General features: G+C 39.1%; 13 protein-coding genes. 3 read left to right on the top strand and 10 right to left on the bottom strand.

The annotated features are described in order from the left end of the window. Positions 1-21 precede the first annotated feature (21 nt). From GSF09_RS02470 to GSF09_RS02425, 10 genes are all read right to left on the bottom strand, one after another. Complete coding sequence (locus GSF09_RS02470) at positions 22-1,683, bottom strand: MFS transporter (RefSeq protein ID WP_159799348.1); 1,662 nt, start codon at positions 1,681-1,683, stop codon at positions 22-24. A 41-nt stretch (positions 1,684-1,724) separates the two neighbouring features. Further along, a complete protein-coding gene (locus GSF09_RS02465) occupies positions 1,725-3,485 on the bottom strand; it encodes a family 43 glycosylhydrolase (protein WP_159799347.1) in 1,761 nt (586 codons plus the stop codon). A gap of 240 nt (positions 3,486-3,725) precedes the next feature. Continuing rightward, complete coding sequence (bglX, locus tag GSF09_RS02460) at positions 3,726-5,969, bottom strand: beta-glucosidase BglX (RefSeq protein WP_159799346.1); 2,244 nt, start codon at positions 5,967-5,969, stop codon at positions 3,726-3,728. A 26-nt stretch (positions 5,970-5,995) separates the two neighbouring features. Continuing rightward, entirely contained in the window at positions 5,996-6,697 is a 702-nt protein-coding gene (locus GSF09_RS02455; protein ID WP_159799345.1) for a prolyl oligopeptidase family serine peptidase, read from the bottom strand. A 9-nt stretch (positions 6,698-6,706) separates the two neighbouring features. Then, positions 6,707-8,086: a glucoamylase family protein gene (locus GSF09_RS02450; protein WP_236564839.1), complete on the bottom strand. Its 1,380-nt coding sequence runs from the start codon at positions 8,084-8,086 to the stop codon at positions 6,707-6,709. A gap of 112 nt (positions 8,087-8,198) precedes the next feature. Beyond that, positions 8,199-9,110, bottom strand: a complete 912-nt coding sequence (locus tag GSF09_RS02445; protein ID WP_159799344.1) for a LamG-like jellyroll fold domain-containing protein — start codon at positions 9,108-9,110, stop codon at positions 8,199-8,201. A gap of 27 nt (positions 9,111-9,137) precedes the next feature. Next, entirely contained in the window at positions 9,138-10,595 is a 1,458-nt protein-coding gene (locus GSF09_RS02440; RefSeq protein ID WP_159799343.1) for a RagB/SusD family nutrient uptake outer membrane protein, read from the bottom strand. 20 nt (positions 10,596-10,615) lie between these two features. Then, the gene (locus GSF09_RS02435; protein ID WP_159799342.1) at positions 10,616-13,438 is read right to left on the bottom strand and encodes a SusC/RagA family TonB-linked outer membrane protein; all 2,823 of its coding nucleotides are present in this window, start codon (positions 13,436-13,438) and stop codon (positions 10,616-10,618) included. A gap of 239 nt (positions 13,439-13,677) precedes the next feature. Next, entirely contained in the window at positions 13,678-16,425 is a 2,748-nt protein-coding gene (locus GSF09_RS02430) for a histidine kinase (RefSeq protein ID WP_159799341.1), read from the bottom strand. Positions 16,426-16,506: 81 nt separating this feature from the next. Then, complete coding sequence (locus GSF09_RS02425) at positions 16,507-16,863, bottom strand: hypothetical protein (RefSeq protein ID WP_159799340.1); 357 nt, start codon at positions 16,861-16,863, stop codon at positions 16,507-16,509. A 228-nt stretch (positions 16,864-17,091) separates the two neighbouring features. On the opposite strand from GSF09_RS02425, the gene GSF09_RS02420 reads away from it, so the two are divergent. The 3 genes from GSF09_RS02420 to GSF09_RS02410 all read left to right on the top strand — a co-directional run bounded on the left by GSF09_RS02420 (position 17,092) and on the right by GSF09_RS02410 (position 19,567). Beyond that, the gene (locus GSF09_RS02420; RefSeq protein WP_159799339.1) at positions 17,092-18,273 is read left to right on the top strand and encodes an acetyl-CoA C-acyltransferase; all 1,182 of its coding nucleotides are present in this window, start codon (positions 17,092-17,094) and stop codon (positions 18,271-18,273) included. A 25-nt stretch (positions 18,274-18,298) separates the two neighbouring features. Then, positions 18,299-18,649, top strand: coding sequence for a DUF2200 domain-containing protein (locus GSF09_RS02415; protein WP_159799338.1), 351 nt, complete (start codon positions 18,299-18,301; stop codon positions 18,647-18,649). A 156-nt stretch (positions 18,650-18,805) separates the two neighbouring features. Continuing rightward, positions 18,806-19,567: a C40 family peptidase gene (locus GSF09_RS02410; RefSeq protein WP_159799373.1), complete on the top strand. Its 762-nt coding sequence runs from the start codon at positions 18,806-18,808 to the stop codon at positions 19,565-19,567. The last annotated feature ends 56 nt before the right edge of the window (positions 19,568-19,623 follow it).

Here is a 19,623-nt window from a genome sequence, read left to right as displayed (position 1 = left end):
CTATTAAAGGTGGTAGGACAATTAATGCCCTGCACCTACTTCAATCTCTTCAGCAATACCTTGCTTTTTAAGTATTTTTACTACATACCATCCATAAAATGCGATATAAGCAAAACATAGAACCGGAATAAAATATGACTCGTGAATACCAATTATATCGGCTATTTTACCTTGCAACGGGGGTATAATGCCACCGCCAAGAATCATCATTACCAAAAATGCCGAGCCTTGTGATGTATATTTCCCTATACCTGCAATACCTAATGCAAATATTGAAGGCCACATGATGCTGCAAAACAAACCACCGCTCATAAAGGCATAAATAGCAACTATGCCATCTGTAGAAAGGCCTATAAGCATTGCTATCATACCCATTATACCAAATATCATCAATGTTTTTGCCGGGTGGTCCTGCCCTAAAAAGAAACCTGCTACCTGGAAAGCCACTATGCCTGCATAAGCATAAAGGGGTGTAATATCCTGCCCTGAAATTGCATTGGCCGCAAGCACCACGCCATAAGCAACATAAGGCACTATAATAAGCAATACTTTTCGCATTGATTTTGAAGGGTTAAAAACCGAGATAGCACCTGCCCAGCGCCCTATCATTAAACTGCCCCAGTACATGGAAATATACGGTGCAATTGCCGAACCTTCCAGCGAACCAAAGGCTGCTGTGCCTAAAAGTTCCCCAAGGTTACTTTGTATAGTAACTTCAACCCCTACATAGGTAAAAATACCAAGCATACCCAAAACCAGTTGCGGATAGCGCATAGCTCCCCAGCCTTCAGGCCTTTTTTGTGCCGCGGTGTTGGCATACAACAAACCAAATACTATAACCAGCAGGGTTGCCACCGTTAGCCCTAAACCTACAAAGTCTTTCTCCCTGTTTTCTATAAAGCGGGTAATAAATTCAGGATCTTCATAACGGGAAAATATATAGCCAAAAATGCATATAAGCACAAGTGTAATAACCAAAAGGGTATTCATTGCTTTTTTTGCAGGCTCAAATACAGATTCTATTTTTCCTGAAGGAAGTTTTTTAGAAAAGAAGAATAAACCTGCGGCAATAAGGAATAACCCGCCCACAAACATATACAATATCTCCATCATATCCAGTGATTCCGGCCTTTTGGCAAATTCTTCAATGTTAATGCCTGATGCTACGCCAAACAGTGCAAATGAAACTACAATAGGGCCAATAGTTGTCCCAAAGGAGTTAACACCACCTGCAAGATTAAGCCTGTTACTTGCCGTGTGCGGTTCACCAAGTGAAGCAGCAAATGGCTGTGCTGATGTCTGCTGTAATGAAAAGCCCAATGCTACAATAAATAAAGCACCTAAAATAAGGTAATAGTCGCCTGATTTAACTGCAAATATCATGGCTACTGCCCCAACAGTACTTATAAGCAAGCCATTTATAATCCCTTTTTTAAAGCCCCAGGAATTAAGTATGTCCTTTTTAACGAGTGTGCTAAAAACAAATAAGAAAAGTGCACCCATGTAGTAAGCTCCATAAAAAGCAAAGTCAATAAGCTGGCTCTGAAACTGGTCGAGCCCGAATTTAGCTTTGCAGAAAGGAATGAAAACGCCGTTTGATGCCCCGATGAACCCCCAGAAAAAGAAAACGGTAATAAGGGTATACAGAGCCGGATAATTAGTTTTAGTCTGTTCTGAACTCATAATGTCATTTTAAGGTTAATGTGATATTTAGATTATGCTTTTTATTCTGCTTTTTTTATTTCAGATTTTGGCCCGATGCCATTATTATTAAAAGCCTCAATCTGGAAATAATAAGCTTCTGTCCTGTCCAGTCCGTTAAAGTAATATTCATTTTTACCATACACCATAATTGAACCGTACATTTTTTCGGGAGACTTGCCGAAGTAAATAACATAGCCGTCGGCTTCAGGTTGCTGTTGCCATTTAAACCATACATTCCTGCGTTCGCCCTTAATTTTTGGTGCAGTGCGTAACGGTATAAAATTTTGTACAGCACCGGGTTTGCTACCAGAGCCTTTACCAAATACCCTTAACCCGCTTATGGCAAATTTTCCCGTTGGCACAGCTATATTTTCCAGTTTTATGTAGCGTGCAGATAATGGCTTTTCAAGCTCAATATAGTCATGTGGCACATCTTTTTCATTTTTGCTTTTGTCAATAGCCTTCTTCCAGCTTTTACCATCATCCGAGGTATAAATTATATATTTATGCCCGGGTAAGGCTTTGGCTTTCCCCATAACTTCGGCGTCCTGATCGGCGTAATTAATTTGTATAGCATTAATTGTACTTTTTTCACCCAAATCGGTAATAATATATTCTCCCTTATCAGACGTTTTGGCCGACCAATAAGTTTTTATATCCTCATCCACAGCAAAATTTGGTTTGAAAGCCCCGAGTGTAGATGATACCTGTACAGGCTTATTATAGTTAAGCAGCATCCATCCCGCAAAGGAATTCATACCCATATGACCTTTATTTTCAGCAGGCAGGTAAGTAGGGTAATCGCCATAGGCAGTATTGCAGTACATTACATCATCTTTATCAAACCCTGCCGGCCAGATGCCCAACCGCCTTTCAAAATTATTTTTTACTGAAATAACCATGGTGGCTATATGCCAGTAATTGCCTTTAGGATCCTGGTAGGTGGCGCCATGACCCGCGCCTTTGGCAAATCCTCCGGGTTTATATGAAAATGGATTGTGCTGCTGATACTCAAAAGGGCCAAGTGGTTTCTCACTTACATATACTCCATTGCCATAACCGCTAAACTCTGTGCCGGGTGCGGCATACTGCAGGTAATATTTACCGCTATGCTTCGTCATAAAAGCACCTTCAAGAAAAGGTTGTAAAAAAGTATTATCATTATTTTCGCCAAAACGTTCCCACCCATGTTCATGGTCGTTTAAAGCCATAACGGGAATAACTTCTCCGTCCGGCTGAAATGTTTTGCGGTTGAGCTTAACCCCGTAAAGCGGGTACATATTACTGGAACCATAATACAGGTAAACTTCATCTGTATCCTCGTCCCAAAATATTTGCGGATCCCATGCACCGGCTTCAAAATTATGTACCAATTCTTTCCAGTTATCTGTTTCAGGATTGGTACTCATCCATATAGGAAAATTTTTAGAATGTGTAGAGCCTATAGCTAAAAGCGTATCATTGACATAAGACAGCGATGGCGCGCAAAGCTCATCATATACTTTATGTTCCGGCCTTAAAAATTTACGCGAAACAAATTTCCAGTCCAGCATATTGTCACTATGCCAGTAGCCCCATTGGTTAGTGGAAAAAAGATAGTATTTATCCTTAAAATATGCTATTACAGGATCGGCTGTTGTACGGTGTTTTCCCTGTGTAACAAAATCAGGTATCGGGCAATAGCCATAGTCAATATTAATTGGGTTACAGTATGTTTTCTGCTGTGCGTAGCCTGAAACAGCCATAACCATAAATAAAAAAAAGCTTATGTTTTTTTTCATTATAAAGAAATAATATAGCGTGATTTTAGAAAATTAAAATTTGATAAATATACACATATCAGTATTTACAGTAATAAATAAACCTGCTAAAAAAACCATACAAATTGCATTAAATCATTAAAAAACCTCAGCTTAAGCATATACAGAATGAAAATTATGCAATTAGCAGTTAAAAAATGGTTTTCCTAAATTAAAAAGCCGCCAACAGGCGGCTTTTTTCGAAGGTTCAAAAAATAAAACTTAATTAACTAACACAAACTTATCCTGTAATTTTGTTGCAGAATCCCCACCAATAAAAACTTTAAAGTCTCCGGGTTCGGCAACAAATTTCATATCTATGTTATAAAACCGGAGGTCATCGGCAGTTATTTCAAACTCTACCGTTTTCTTTTCACCTTTTTTAAGGAATACCTTTTTAAAGCCTTTCAATTCCTTAACAGGGCGTGTTACACTACCCACCTCATCCTGTATGTAAAGCTGTACTACTTCCTCTCCATCAAAGTTACCTTCGTTGGCTACATCCACACTAACTTTAATTTTAGTACTATAATTTAAAGTTTGCGATGACAGCTTTAGGTTTGAATAATCAAATTTGGTGTAACTTAACCCGTAACCGAAGGGATAAAGGGGGCTGTTATCCACATCGATATATCGGGATTTATATTTTTGTTCAGGGTCGCCGGCACCTAAATAAGGCCTGCCTGTATTTTTATGGTTATAGTAAATTGGCACCTGCCCAACATTTCTGGGAAAAGTCATAGGCAATTTACCGCTTGGTACATTAAGCCCATACAGCGTTTGTGCTATGGCGTCGCCACCCATGGTGCCGGGAAACCATGCTTCCAGTATGGCATCCATATTTTCATTTTCCCATGTAAGGGTTAACGGCCTGCCATTCATCAATACAAGTACAACAGGTTTACCCAGCTTTTTTAACTCGGAAAGAAATTCCTTCTGTATACCCGGTAAATCAATATCAGTACGGGAAGCTGCCTCTCCGCTCATGTTTTCAAATTCTCCCATAACAGCAACTATTACATCGGCCTTACGTGCATTATCAAGTGCGGCTTTCATCATGTCCCTGCGGCTATCTATAATTTCCACACCTTTATCAAATGTAACTTTGCTTTTATCAGTTATTATTTTATTTACGCCTTCCTGAACGCTTACTGCATATCCATAACGGTCGCCCGAAGCAGCCCATGAACCTATAATATTCCACTCGTCATTTACAAGAGGCCCTACAAAAGCTACCTTTTGCTCTTTGTGCAATGGCAGTACATTGTTGCTGTTTTTTAAAAGTACCATTGATTTTTTTGCCACATCAAGGGCAGCATCCAAATGCTCTTTTTTATAAGTAACTTCCTTTTCCCTTTTTTCATCGTTATAGCGGTAAGGGTTTTCAAAAAGCCCTAAATCGTATTTTGCTTCCAGTACCCTACGGCAGGCATCATTAATCTGAGCCTCTGTTACTTTTCCTTCCTTAAGCAGTTTCTTAAGGTTTTTCATATAAATACCGCCCACCATATCCATATCAACGCCGGCTTTTAATGCCAGCTCACCAGCCTGTGCAGAATCTTTAGCCACACCGTGCGGAATCAATTCATTTATTGCAGTATAATCAGTTACAACAAAACCATCAAAGCCCCATTCTTTTTTAAGTATATCGGTTAATAAAAATTTGCTTGCCGTAGCAGGCACTCCTGCAATTTCATTAAATGAGGTCATAAAAGAGCCTACGCCTGCATCAACAGTTGCTTTAAATGGTGGCAGGTACATCTCCCTTAGAGTCCTTTCGCTCATATCAACCGTATTGTAATCACGCCCCGCCTCTGCAGCGCCATAGGCTGCAAAATGTTTTGTACAGGCCATTACAGTGTTAATTGATGCCAGGTCATTTCCCTGAAATCCTTTAACCCTTGCCACAGCCAACTGTGTGCCCAGGTAAGTATCTTCACCTGAACCCTCGGAAACTCTTCCCCATCTCGGGTCGCGGGATATATCTACCATAGGGGCAAATGTCCAATGCACGCCATTGGCAGCAGCCTCGGCAGCAGCTACCCTGGCCGAAAGTTCAACAGCACTTAAATCCCACGTTGCAGCTTCTCCAAGTGTAATAGGAAAAATTGTTTTATAACCATGAATTACATCATACCCAAAAATAAGTGGAATTTTAAGCCTTGAATTTTCAAGGTTAAGCTTTTGCAGCATATTGGTATATTTTACCCCTGTTGCATTTAATATAGAGCCAACATTACCTTTTTTAATCTCATCAATGTAATTGATACCTGTTTTTGGCCCTGTAACAGTGCCATCTGCCGTATATTGAACTGTTTGCGCTATTTTTTCATCAACGGTCATTTTAGCCATTAATTCGGCAACAAACTCTTTCTTCGGCTTAATTTTTTTATCATTTTTCCCTTTTTGTGCATGCAGGGATAATGTACAGGCTAATAAAAGTAAAGTGGCTTTTACAGTATTCATTTGTATTTATTATCTTATTATATCGGTTAATCTTTTTTCCTTTGCTGAAGCATCCATTTGTAAACAGCTTCATTATCATACACCCTTGTCCAGCTATCATGATTGGCATCGTCAAAAATTTCCAATTCAATATCTGTATTGCAAGGCTTTAGCTTTTTATAAATATCTATTGAATAGTTTACATTAACCACATCATCAAGCAAACCGTGATAAATGCGGATAGGTATGTTTTTTATTTTACAGTTTTCAATCATGGGCACCCTGTCCACAAAACCTGCTATGGGCACTAAAGCTGCAAACATATCCGGGTAGGCAAAGGCAAGGTTCCATGCCCCCCAGCCGCCCATACTAAGCCCTGTGAGGTATATCCTGCTTTTATCTATATTGTTCTCCCTTATTATTTTATTTATCAGCCTGTATAAAGTTTCACTGTCCCAGTATTCATCCTCAGGGCACTGAGGCGCCAGTACATAGGCGTCTAACTTGTGCGACTTCAAGTATTTAAACGGGCCATGAATTTTTACTTTTTCAAGGTCATTGCCCTTTTCACCTGAACCATGAAGGAATATTATAAGTGGTTTTCTGCCATTGGCATTTTCGGGTATGTGAAGCAGATAACCTAATTCTTTTTTTAGTGTGATTTCGGTTTTAAAAGAACCGCCTTCCACCTTTTGGGCAAAAGACGGCATACTTAAAAATAAAATTGCTATGAAGAAAATCCTTGACATATATATTTATTAAAACTTATGCTGGGATGATTGAAAGCCCAACGCCTGAAGCCCTTGTTGTACTTCGGGAGCATTCATAAATAAATTCCACAGCATTCCTGTCCTGTGGTTTTCAATCATTGGGGCAATAGTTCCCTGGTCAATAGCCAGGTAGCGCCTTGTAACCCAGTCATAGTGCGGAGAAAAAGCATCATAAGGGCCCGCAGGGCCTATAAGCCTGTCTTTCCAGTTTTCATTTTCATAAAAAAACCTCATAGCCTTCATGCATTCATCCGGCATATAGGGAAAAGACGATAAAGCTGCTGTAGGAGTTATAACACCCCTGTCGTTATTTGGCTGGTGCGCCGTATAACCTGTAGAGCCATTGCTGTTACGGGTGTAACTGGCAGTAAGCCCCCAGCAATCCTCGCCATAACCTTCCCATTTATAAGGGTTAGTTACACAATACTGGTACATAATTTCGGTATGGTTTTTTACCAAATCCCAATAATTTGCATAGTCATCGGTCAACCCCCTTGGATCCAGCCCCAAATATGAATAATGTGCCCAAAACATTGGGCCTACATTACCTGTGGCACCGTTGTAATTAAAAATTACAGGTATGCCAAAACGTTGCCCCGGGTGTACAATATTGCCATTGCGTGCCCATGCCTGGTGGTATGCCTCGGCACCAACAGGGTGTGTTGGCGATGCAGCCGCCATTATATAAGTTATAAGACACTCATTATAGCCTTCAAGCTTAAAGTTAATCTGCCATTCATATTCAGGCGACCAGTGCCAATAAAGGGCATTTTCTCCCCCTTTGGTGTACCAGTCCCATTCAACACCCTTCCAAAGTTCATCTGCTTTCTGGGCAAGTGCCTTCTCCTCTTCGGTGCCATTTTTAAAATATTCACGGATACAGATAAGTGCCTCACACAGAAAAGATGTTTCCACAAGGTCGCCACCATTATCTACCTGCCCAAAAGGAACAACATCGCCAGTAGTGCCATTCATCCAGTGGGGCCATGCACCATGGAAACGATCGGCATTTTCAAGAAAGTTTAATGAGGTTTGAAGCCTGGCTATGGCTTCCCCACGCGGCACAAAACCGCGCTCTATACCAACAAGTATAGTCATAAGCCCAAAGCCCGAACCTCCTGTTGTTACTATATTAGCGTCTAAAGACGAATCATCTACATGGTATCTTTCCCTTGCCAGTTTTGAATTGGTTTCAGCATAATTCCAAAAGTATTTAAGGGCATCCTTTTGCGCCAAATCCATGATTTCATCATCTGTCAACTGACCAACAGGGGGATTTTCTTCTCCCGGCCCGTCATCATTTTTGGAATCGCAGGATGAACATGAAATACAAAACGTGAGGATAAAGAGTAATTGAAAAATTTTCACTATAAATTATTTTAAATGTGATTTTTGATTGATGCGTGTAATGTAATAAGTGTGATGGATAGAATTGATTATAAATACCCGGCTTTCGCCGGGTATTTAATTTATTATAAAATTACCTTCCCGCTAATTCAAGTTGATAAAGTGCTGCGATATCCTGCTGGATTAACACTTTTTTGTAAACGCGAATTTCATCAATTTCTCCATCCATTGATTTTTGCCATGCATCAGCACCTCCTGCAATTACAGAAGCGAAAGTACCTATGATTGGCCTGGTAGGAGTAAAGAAGTTAAGCCCTAAAGCTTCACCACCATTTCTTGATTCCCACATTGGGTTAGAAATTTTCTGTCCATTTGCATATACCCTGAAAAAACCATTTGTAGCATCCCATGTGATAACATAATGCGCCCATTTACCTGCATTCTTATTAGCATTACCTACGTGTCCTGCTTCAATATCATCTGGAGAAGGCTTAGGTGAGTTTCTGCTGTCCTGTCCATTCTCTGCTCCATCAGGCATTTTAATTTTAACATAGCCTTTTACAACTAATGTATCTACACCTGGTGCATACCAGCTTGTTTCTGACATAACGTTAATATTACCAGCCCAATCCCCAGGTTTACTTAATTGAAAAAGCATTGTAGCATGAGGGTTAACTGCATCAGGACCACCATTGTTATTAACTTTAGCCCATAAGCTTATAGTCATACTTGGCATTGAAGTACTAAGGTTAGCCATTGGCTCATAATCTAAATAACCTGCACTTAATTTTGCAGCTTTTCCTTTAACCCCATCTACCCATGTAACATTTGTTGAAGATGAAGGCATAGCACCCGAAACATCTTCTTTTCCATTGCCATCAAGTGGAAAATAAGCCACTAAATCATCGGCTCCAACCTGGTCAGCATTATCATAGCCTCCAATTGGCGGCCTTCCGCCTCCATCGCTGTCATCACTGCCGCAGCTTGTTAAAATCATTCCTGATGTAATCATCAGCGAATACGCAAAAAATTTGATTGTTCTCATAGTAATTAAAATTAAATTAAGTTAGTATTAGTAATTATTTTGTGATAACCTTCCGCCGCTTGCTACAATTTGTGCCTGCGGTATAGGGAATACTTCATGCTTTCCAACAATAAAGTTTTTACCGTTTGCCGCCATTGCCGAAGCAGCCTGGCCTGTCCTTACCAGGTCGAACCACCTTTCGTGTTCCATAGCCATTTCCCACCTGCGCTCATTGTATATATCCTGCAAAGTAGGGGCTTCAATAACAGGCAGATTAACCCTGTCCCTTATTTCCTTTATGCGGTTTTTAACTTCTGTGGTCATACCAATATGAAAACCGGCTTCTGCCCTTATCAGCAGCACATCGCTGTATTTTAAAAGCCTTAGGTTTTTAGCTGTTTCCGCTTTATTACCGTTCCATGGTTCTGCTATACTGCTCTGGTAAGCCTTGTAGTTATATCTTGGATTAGCCCATGTAGTAGGTGCTTCATAACCATCCCACAGGGTAGAGGGTACAAACATTATTGTGGCTTCGCGCCTTGGGTCTCCTGCTGCATAGGAATTGGCAAGACTAACTGATGGCGTATTAAAGCCCCAGCCTAAGTCGGGAGTTCCACGCGGCCCCTGAACGTCTGTGTACTGAATAATACCTTTGGTAAGTGTGGCCTGTACTTCAAAAATTGACTCTTCCTGGTTCTCACCAACCTGGCGCCATACATCGGCATAATTATCCATCAGATCGTATTGTCCGGATGTTATAACATTACCTGCCATATCATAAGCCAATTGCCATTTTTGCTGGTATAAATATACTTTTGCCAATAGCGCCTGTGCAGCACCCTGTGTTGCCCTGCCTAAATCATTAGGGCTGTACTGGGTTTTTAAGGGCAACCTTAAAATAGCATCTTCAAGGTCTTCCTCAATCTGGGCATAAACCTCTGCTTTAGGCCTCCTGTTAAATACAACATTGTTTATAGTTTCAGTATCATTAAGGTCTATATTACCTAATACTATAGGCACATCACCAAAGCACCTTACAAGGTCGAAATACCAAAATGCCCTTAAAAATTTAACTTCTCCTATCAGCCTGCTTTTTAAAGTTTCGTCTATCTGTAACTGGTCAAGGTAAAATATGGCATTATTGGCCCTGTAAATACCTGCATACCTGCCTTCCCAAACTTCATTAAAGGAAAGGTCAGAAGCATCAAAAGTCAGGGCATCCATTTTATGCTTATCGGTTCCTGTATCACTCGTTGATGAACCTTTATCTGCATCATCAGACGTTATACTTGTTATGCCTATCCATGAAAACGAATACATATTAAAATCCAGCATTTTGTTGTACACACCATTTACAAGTTGTACCGCATTATCCGGATTGTTTAAAAAGTCATCCTCTGTAAGTGCATTATTCGGTTCAACATTTAAATCATCATCACAGGAAGTAAGCACGGCTCCTGCCAATAGTAATGTTATAACCGAACCATATATAAATTTCTTATTCATCTCTTTTATTTTTAATTCAATTAAAAGCCTACGTTAAGACCAAATAAAAATGTCCTGTTGGTTGGGTATGCATCCAGTTCAATACCGGCTGAACCTAAAGGGTTTGCACCACCATCACCCACTACTTCGGGAGAGTACCCCGTATATTCTGTAAACAGGAACGGGTTTACCGCGGTTACATATAACCTTACTTTATCAAGCCCTTCAAAAAGGTTAGGTATTGTATAACCCAGTGTTATATTATTTATCCTTAAAAAGTCGCCTTTCTCTATATAATATGTAGAAGCACGTGGCACATCATTATTAGGCCGTGGGTTTTCAGCATTAGGAGTGGAAGGTGTCCAGAAATCATCCAGGTAGGCAGTTTCTATATTCTCGCCGCCAAAACGCTGTGCTTTTTTTCCGTTATAAATTTTATTACCCCCTACGCCGTAAGCATCAACAGAAAAATCTATGTTTTTGTAGGTAGCCCCTAAGTTTATACCGTATGTATATTTAGGAATATATGACCCTGCCACAACCCTTTCATCACTATAAGTAAAAAACCCGTCAGAATTATATCCTGTTACATCATATACATAAAAGCTTCCCAGTGCTTCTCCCTGTAATACCTGCTTTGTCCACTGGCCATTGCCCAGCGAGCCTCCTGTATATTGCCCGAAAAATTCGCTGTAAACTTCTTTAAGTTCATTTTTATTATAGGAGAAGTTACCCCCTACCCAATAATTGAATTCATCACCTATCCTGTCCTGCCATTTAAGTGTTACCTCAACACCAGTATTGGTAACAAGCCCACTGTTAAGTATCACTGCCTCAGGAGAAATAACAGTTGGTACAGCTACAGGCAGTAAAACATTATCCGTTTCACGGCTGTAATAGTCAACACTACCTGTAAGCCTGTTGGAAAGAGTGGCAAAATCAAACCCAAAATCAATTTCCGACATTGTTTCCCATGTAAGGTTAGGATCAACCTGGTAAGGCACTAATGAACCGGGCTGTATAACCTGCCCTGCCCCAAAAGGATAATTAACACCTGCCCTGAATAATAACTGGTTTAAGGAATTACCCGTATAACCATTACCTACTTCACCATAGCCTCCCCTTATTTTTAAATGTTCAAGAAATTTTACGTTGTCCATAAAATCTTCATCAGTAATAATCCATCCTGCTGATACAGAAGGGAAAACTTCAAATCGGTTACCAGGCTGGAATGCGCTTACACCTTCCCTTCGTATAGAAGCCGAGAACAGGTATTTGCCTTTATAATCATATTCAGCACGTCCAAAATAAGCGACTGATACAATAGGTGTGCTTGTGGTATTCTGAACTATTGAACCCGGAGCAACTTCCTCATTATAAGAGGCTAGGTCAAGGCTCCAGTAATTGGACTGTACAGGCACATCCTGGCGCGAAGCATTTAAAAATTCATTTACATTAAATGTAGTCCTTGAAAGTCCGGCAGTAACAGTTACATTATGATTGCCGAAGTATTTGCTGAAAGTTAAATAATTATCCCAGTTCCATCGGTATGAAGTACCCCTGCGCTGCTGAAGTGTATTTATTATCGGGTTATTAGGATTGCGGGTTATATAATCCTGTATATCCTGTGTAGGGTTTTGCGACAACCAAATATCCCTTGTAGGTGTATAGGTGTAGCCTTTTGACCAATTTGCGGTAGCACCAAAGTTTGAATTAAACTTTAGGTAATCCAGTATCTTTAATTCTGCATTTACCGAACCAATAAGTGTGGTGTTTTTATTTTGCTCATTAAAATAATATAGCTGGGCTACAGGGTTTCCTACATTGTTAAACTTGTCATTACCTGCCGGATCGGCTAAGCCAGTATCTTTATTAAGTATAGGCACGCCCCACCTGCCGTTTGAAAACCTTACGGGCACAATTGGGGCCTGCTTGTAGGCATTGGTAAAAGCGCTTAAAGGTTTTGGGGAATTTTTATCTGTAGAAAGATTGAAAAAGGTATTGATTTTCAATTTGTCATCCAGCAGTTTAAACTCATTTTTGCTGATAACGTTTGTCCTTTCATAAGAAGTACCGTTTAATATACCTTTTTCCTTATAATTGGAAGCACCAAAATAATATGATGCATTTTCACCTGCGCCGGAAACTGATATAGAGTTGCTTATCATTTCACCTGTGTCGGTTATTTCATCAAGCCAGTCGGTATCATAGGGTTGCTCAAACCTGAAATATTCAGGAAAGCCTAAAGCTGAATTGTTATAGTAAGCAAAATCATAGGAATTGGCCAAGTCAACTTTACGTTGTATAAATTTTTGGCCGTAATAACCATCATAAGAAACTTTTATATCGCCAACTTTACCTTTTTTAGTGGTTATTAAAACCACACCGTTGGAGCCTTTTTGCCCATAAATAGCCAAAGATGAGGCATCTTTCAATATATCGATAGTAGCAATATCATTTGGGTTTAGCCCGTTAAGTCCGGATGTTTCTATACCATCAATAACGTATAATGGTTCACGGCCACCTATTATAGTACCCAAACCACGTATGCGGATGGACGGCTGCCCTCCCGGCTCATCATTGGTTACAATATTTACACCTGCAGCTTTACCCTGTATGGCCTGTATGGCCGATTGCGCCGGTGTCCTTACAATATCTGCGGCTTTAACCTGTGCTACAGACCCTGTAATGGCTCCTGCCTTCCTTGTACCATATCCTATTAATACCACTTCTTCCATTTCATTTTTAAAGAAAATGGAGTCGTTAAAAACGGCATCTAAAGAATCAAGCGGTGTAGGAGGAACCTGTGCAAAGGATGCTGCACCAATTAATAAAATGCTAATACTGAGTAATTTTTTCCTCATGATTTAATAAAATGGATTATTAAACCAAATTTACACAACTAAAACGTTGTAGCTACACTACAATGTGCCTTACTAAACTACATCATTATCTTAAAATAATTATATAATTTATTGATTATTAATTATTTAAATTAAACAAAATTACATCATTAAAATGCAAAATGATGTACTAATGATGTATTGTAAAGTTGAATAAATGCTAATAAAATATTAAAATAACTGCAATTTTATAAGTTAATTTATACAGTAATCATAAATTTAGAAAGGTTCTCTTCCGTAGGTATTTCCATTTTCTTTCGTAATCTGTAGCGGTGAAGTTCCACTCCCCTGTAGGAAATATTCATTAAAGGAGCTATTTCTTTTGAAGATAAATTCATCTTAAGATATATACACAGTTTTATATCTTTTGGTGTTAGGAAAGGATATTTGGCAGTAAGGCGTTCCACAAATTCTTCGTGGCTTTTTATCAGGTTCTTTTCAAAGCTCTGCCACTCATTTTTACTAAGTGAATTTGTTTTAATAATCTTTTTTATTTTTTGCTTAAGCTGGTCTGTACTGTTTTCAGATTCTAAAACCTGCTGTATGCTTTCAATCATTTCACTATGCTTGGCAATAGATAACGATTTTCCGGCAACTTCCGAAGCCTTATTTTGTACTTCAACCTCAAGGCGGTGCTTTTCATACTCCTGCTCCCTCAGTTTTTTTTCTGCTTCCATTTCAAGCTCAAGGATTTCCCTTCTGTGCTTAAGTTCTTCTTCATTCAGCTTAATCTTTTCATTATACCTTATTTTATTCCACCTGTAATAAAGGAAAAATATAAGCGAGAGTATTGCTATATAGGCTAAAACCATCCATAGGGAAAAATACCATGGCCTGGCAACATTAAAATTATAGGAAGCTACTTTTTTATATCGCTTCCCATCATTATAAAATACCTCCAGTTCCTGGCTGCCACTGCTAAGGTTATTAAGCGTGAGTATGCCTCCTTTTATAGGTTCATAACCCGGTGAGTCGTTAAATTTATAATACAAGTCCGGCTTATTATAACCAAAATATTTGCTGATAAGATTAACCTCAACAGATTGGTTGTATTTTATTTTTGTATCATCATTTATTATTTTCCCCTGATAATATGCCTCAATCAAAACCGGCGAAAACTTCCTCTCTTCCTTGCCCTGCTCAAAAGCTATAAAGCCATCATCAAGGTTTATAAGCAGTGCATCACCATCCTTAAAAACCTTTATATTTTCTATAATAAGCTTTCCCTGGTAATATTTCTCAGGTATAAGCTTCCACACAAAACCATTTTGCGATTGGTTTATAAGATACAGCAAACCCTTTTTCAGTATAAGAAAGCTGTCATCATCTACAGGTATAATATCGCTTATATTACGGAAAGAGGCATTAAATGTCTTGTTTTTTTCCAGCCTGCCCGATATGCTATTATACACATACCAGGTATTATTTATCAGGAATAAAACCTCTCCCCTGAAATTAAATAACTTTACACCATAATCGCTTTCAATATTATTTTTGCGGGAAATATTTTCAACTTTCTTAACTGTAAAATCTTCATTATACAGTATACGGTAAAGGCTCCTGTAATTATCCGCAGCCCAAAGTTCCCCCTTTTTATTTTGTGCAATATTCCTGATGGGCTTGGTAATACTGTCAAGTATTTTCCATTGGGAAAGATTGTTTATATCCTTATATACTGCAATACCGGAATAGTTAGCCTGAAAGTAAGCATTATCAAATTCACTTTTAAGGAATTTCCATCCGCCGTTTACCGGATTTGCTTTATGCAGCGCACCATCTTCATAAACAAAAGTACCGTCGTTATGCCCAATTACAAACTGCTCGCCATTTTTGTATATATCCCACACCTGTCCCTGCGAGTTGGGTACAGCATTAAGTTCCTTGCCTATAGAAGTAAATATGCCATGATTGGTAACAAATAAATATCCTTTGCTGGTGGTGGCAAGCGAATATACCGACCCCAGCCTGCCGGAATTATCAGAAAATATAGAAACAGGAGAATTAACCTCAATATGCGATATTCCGTTATCCAGCCCCAGCCAAAGGTCATTTTCCTTATCTGTGGCAATAGATAAAACAGCGTTGTTTTTTAATGCGTTGCCACGGTTTATATTTACATATTTACCTGTAGTTATATCTATAATATAAAGCCCCTGCAGCCCTGTACCTATAATAAGTGTGGAATCGTTTAAAAACTTTTCCGAAACCAGCACATCATTTTTCAGCAGTTCATTTAGGGGGCTTTGCCATGGAGACAGCTTATTTTCATCGCCTATATAAACCCCATTATTCTTGGTAAAAACATAAATCCTGCCATTATTTTTCTCCATGCCATGAATAACATTATCCCTTAGCTGCGGCCAGTTATTTACAGGATAAAATTCTTCATCTTCCATAATATGCATGCCAATCCTTACACAGGCTACATATATTTTACCATCCACAACATAACAATAGGAAATCTGCGCAGGAAATTTTATCTTCTTTATATCCTTACCGTCATAAACATATATTTCATTAAATGACTGAAAATAAAACTTGCCCTTGTGCTTAAATATCTTCCATATTTCCTCATTATCAGCATTACCCAAAAAAAGGTTCTTGCCCTTGGAAAGTGAAATATATTGCATTCGCCCGTCAATACGCTCCCAATAACCAAACTCCTTGTAGGAGCCGCAGTACACTTTATTGCCATCTACAAATACCGACCTGATAATGGTTTTATTTGGTAGTGAATATTTTTCCCATTTTACGCCGTTATACCTTAAAAAATAGTGGTGATTGGCAAAATACATGGCATTGTCATTGCCCTGTACAACATTCCATACCTGGTTATCACCATTGTATTCTGATTTGGTAAAATTTTCTACAAAAGGAATAAGCTGCTGTCCCCTTGTAAATAAGCAGCTAAGGCAAACACATATATATAATATTTTTTTTACAGGCATCGGGTAATAGTTTACATCCAAATTTATAAAACTATTCCCTTATCGCCTAAAAAGAAAATGGCTGCCCGATGGCAGCCATTTTTATAATAGTTCAGGTTTATATTTGCTGTCCAGCAGTAGCAGCAAAATACCGCCCTTATATACCGAGTATATCCTGGCCACTGTACCCTCTATAAGCACATGCTTAAAAATATTGTAGTTTTTAATTACCCCAAGTTTATTTTCTTTATATCCTTCAGTATCGCTAAACACTTCTACCACCCTCTTGTCTGGCCTTGCTACAAGGCGAACTGCCTCACCAGGCGACAATTTTAAATCACCTGCCTTATCCTGTATCCTTAGCTCAATTATTTCTGCCGTTTCAGATTTAATGAACCTTATCAGCAAATACACTAATAAAAGAACAGGTATCCCTATTAATAAAATTGCTTCAAACATAATTTTTGTATTAATTATCTCAAAGATAAAGAGTACACTCTATATTAATTGTTCAGGTTTTCCCAATTAATTTGTAAAAAAAGCAGATGCTATTTAACAGATGTTCTACCGTATCGTATTTAATCATTCCTAATAATAGCCATAATTATTCCATTAATTTTAAATAGTTTATTTTTACAAGCATTAAAAATCATTAAATTCGCAACACAAACATAAAAAGCAACAGTTATGAATAATAAAAAAGTAGTAATAGTTTCAGCAGTGCGTACACCTATAGGCAGCTTTATGGGAGCATTATCAACCGTTAGTGTACCTCAGCTTGGTGCGGCTGCAATAAAAGGTGCATTGGAAAAAATTAACCTTGACGCCAATCTTGTAGATGAGGTTTTAATGGGAAATGTAGTTCAGGCAGGTGTTGGGCAGGCTCCTGCAAGGCAGGCATCAAGGCTGGCCGGTTTGCCTGATAATGTTGTTGCTACAACTGTAAATAAAGTATGTGCCTCTGGTATGAAAGCCGTAATGCAGGGAGCACAAAGTATAATGTGCGGGGATGCCGAAATTGTTGTTGCAGGAGGTATGGAAAACATGAGCCTTATACCGCACTATGTACACATGAGGAACGGCAACAAGTTTGGCCCTGCCACTATGATAGATGGTTTGCAGAAGGACGGGTTAACCGATGCTTATGACAATAATGCAATGGGAGTTTGTGCAGACCTTTGTGCAACAGAATATAAAATATCAAGGGAAGACCAGGATAAGTTTGCTATAGAATCGTATGAACGCTCTGCGCGTGCATGGGATGCCGGTAAATTTAACAATGAGGTGGTTCCCGTAGCAGTACCACAACGCAGGGGTGAACCTGTAATGGTAACAAAAGATGAGGAATACACCAATGTTAAGCTGGACAAAATACCTTCGTTAAACGCCGTTTTTACTAAAGAGGGTACAGTAACGGCAGCCAACGCTTCCACAATTAACGATGGGGCCGCCGCCTTGGTGCTTATGAGTGAAGATAAAGCAAAAGAACTTGGCATAAAGCCATTAGCATACATTAAGTCATATGCTGATGCAGAGCAGGAACCAAAATGGTTTACAACATCACCTTCAAAAGCATTGCCTAAAGCGCTTGACAAAGCAGGCATAAGCAAAGAACAGGTTGATTTCTTTGAATTTAACGAAGCTTTTTCGGTAGTAGGGATAGCTAATACCAAAATAATGGGGCTTGATCCTGAAAAAGTAAATGTAAACGGAGGTGCAGTATCGCTTGGGCATCCGCTTGGCTGCTCAGGTGCAAGGATTATTGTTACATTACTAAATGTGTTGGAGCAGAATAATGCCAAAACAGGCGCGGCTGCTATATGCAATGGCGGGGGCGGTGCTTCTGCAATTGTTATTGAAAGGCCATAACCTGCATTAAATTAAACGCAAGGCTATGAGCAGTCATGATGAACGCATTGCAAATTTGACATTTGCATCGGTGTATCCGCACTATCTTACTAAAATTGAGAGGAAAGGCAGGACTAAGGAAGAGTTGCATGAGGTTATTGAATGGCTTACGGGCTATGACGAAGAAAAAATCGCTGAACTTATTGACGCAAAGGTAACTTTTGAGCAGTTTTTTGAAAATACTTCGTTACACCCAAATGTTCATTTAATTACCGGCCTTATTTGCGGATACAGGGTGGAAAATATTGAAAATCCTTTAACGCAAAAAGTACGTTATCTTGACAAGCTTGTGGACGAACTGGCAAAAGGCAGGAAAATGGAAAAGATTTTGCGGTAGCTTTTTTTAATGTAGTAAACATACTGACTTAGCCGAAAACAATAACAGTAATTGGCGTTGCTTAATAATTAACTGCTATATTTGTGGTTGTAGATAAGCAACGCCTTTTTTGCTGTACAACCACCAATATTAAAAAAAGAAGTACTATTACAGATGATTTTTGGTATTTGCAACCTTGCTATTGTTCCCCTGCGGCTGGAGCCAAGCGACCGCAGTGAAATGACTTCGCAGGTTTTATTCGGCGAGCATTTTAAAGTACTGGAACAAACCCACAAATGGTCGCGGATTGAGCTTGCTTTTGACAGTTATACAGGATGGATAGATAATAAACAGTTCAGGGTTATAAGCGAACCTAATTATAATTATTTAAACACTGTTCCTGCCGTACTTAATGCAGACCTTATTGAATATGTGGCAACACCGGGCAACTCATTAATGCCAATACCATTGGGTGCTTCCCTTTCTTTTTTAGACCATACCGATATTAATGTAGAGAATTTTGCTTTTGAGGGAATGAAAACAACAGGCATTACAGGCAAGCAAAATATACTCCGCACAGCTTTTATGTATTTAAATGCCCCTTATTTATGGGGAGGCAAAACACCTTTCGGGCTGGATTGTTCAGGGTTTACACAAATGGTTTATAAGCTTAACGGTTATAAATTGCAACGCGATGCCTCACAGCAGGCTACTCAGGGCGAAGCCCTTAGCTTTATTGAAGAAAGCGAACCGGGAGACCTTGCTTTTTTTGACAATGAAGAAGGCCATATTATACACGTTGGCATTATTATGGAGGATAACTACATTATCCATGGGCATGGCAAAGTAAGGATAGACAGGCTGGACCATTTAGGGATTTACAATGCAGAAACAAGGAGGCATACCCATAAGTTAAGAGTTATCAAAAAAATTATATAAAGCAGCCATATCGCTGCTTTTTTAATTAATATTGTAAAAACAGAAGTTTAAGACTT

The organism is Flavobacterium sp. MK4S-17 (assembly GCF_009848495.1).
Taxonomy (GTDB): domain Bacteria; phylum Bacteroidota; class Bacteroidia; order Flavobacteriales; family Flavobacteriaceae; genus Flavobacterium.
This window is presented reverse-complemented; position numbering and strand designations above follow the sequence as displayed.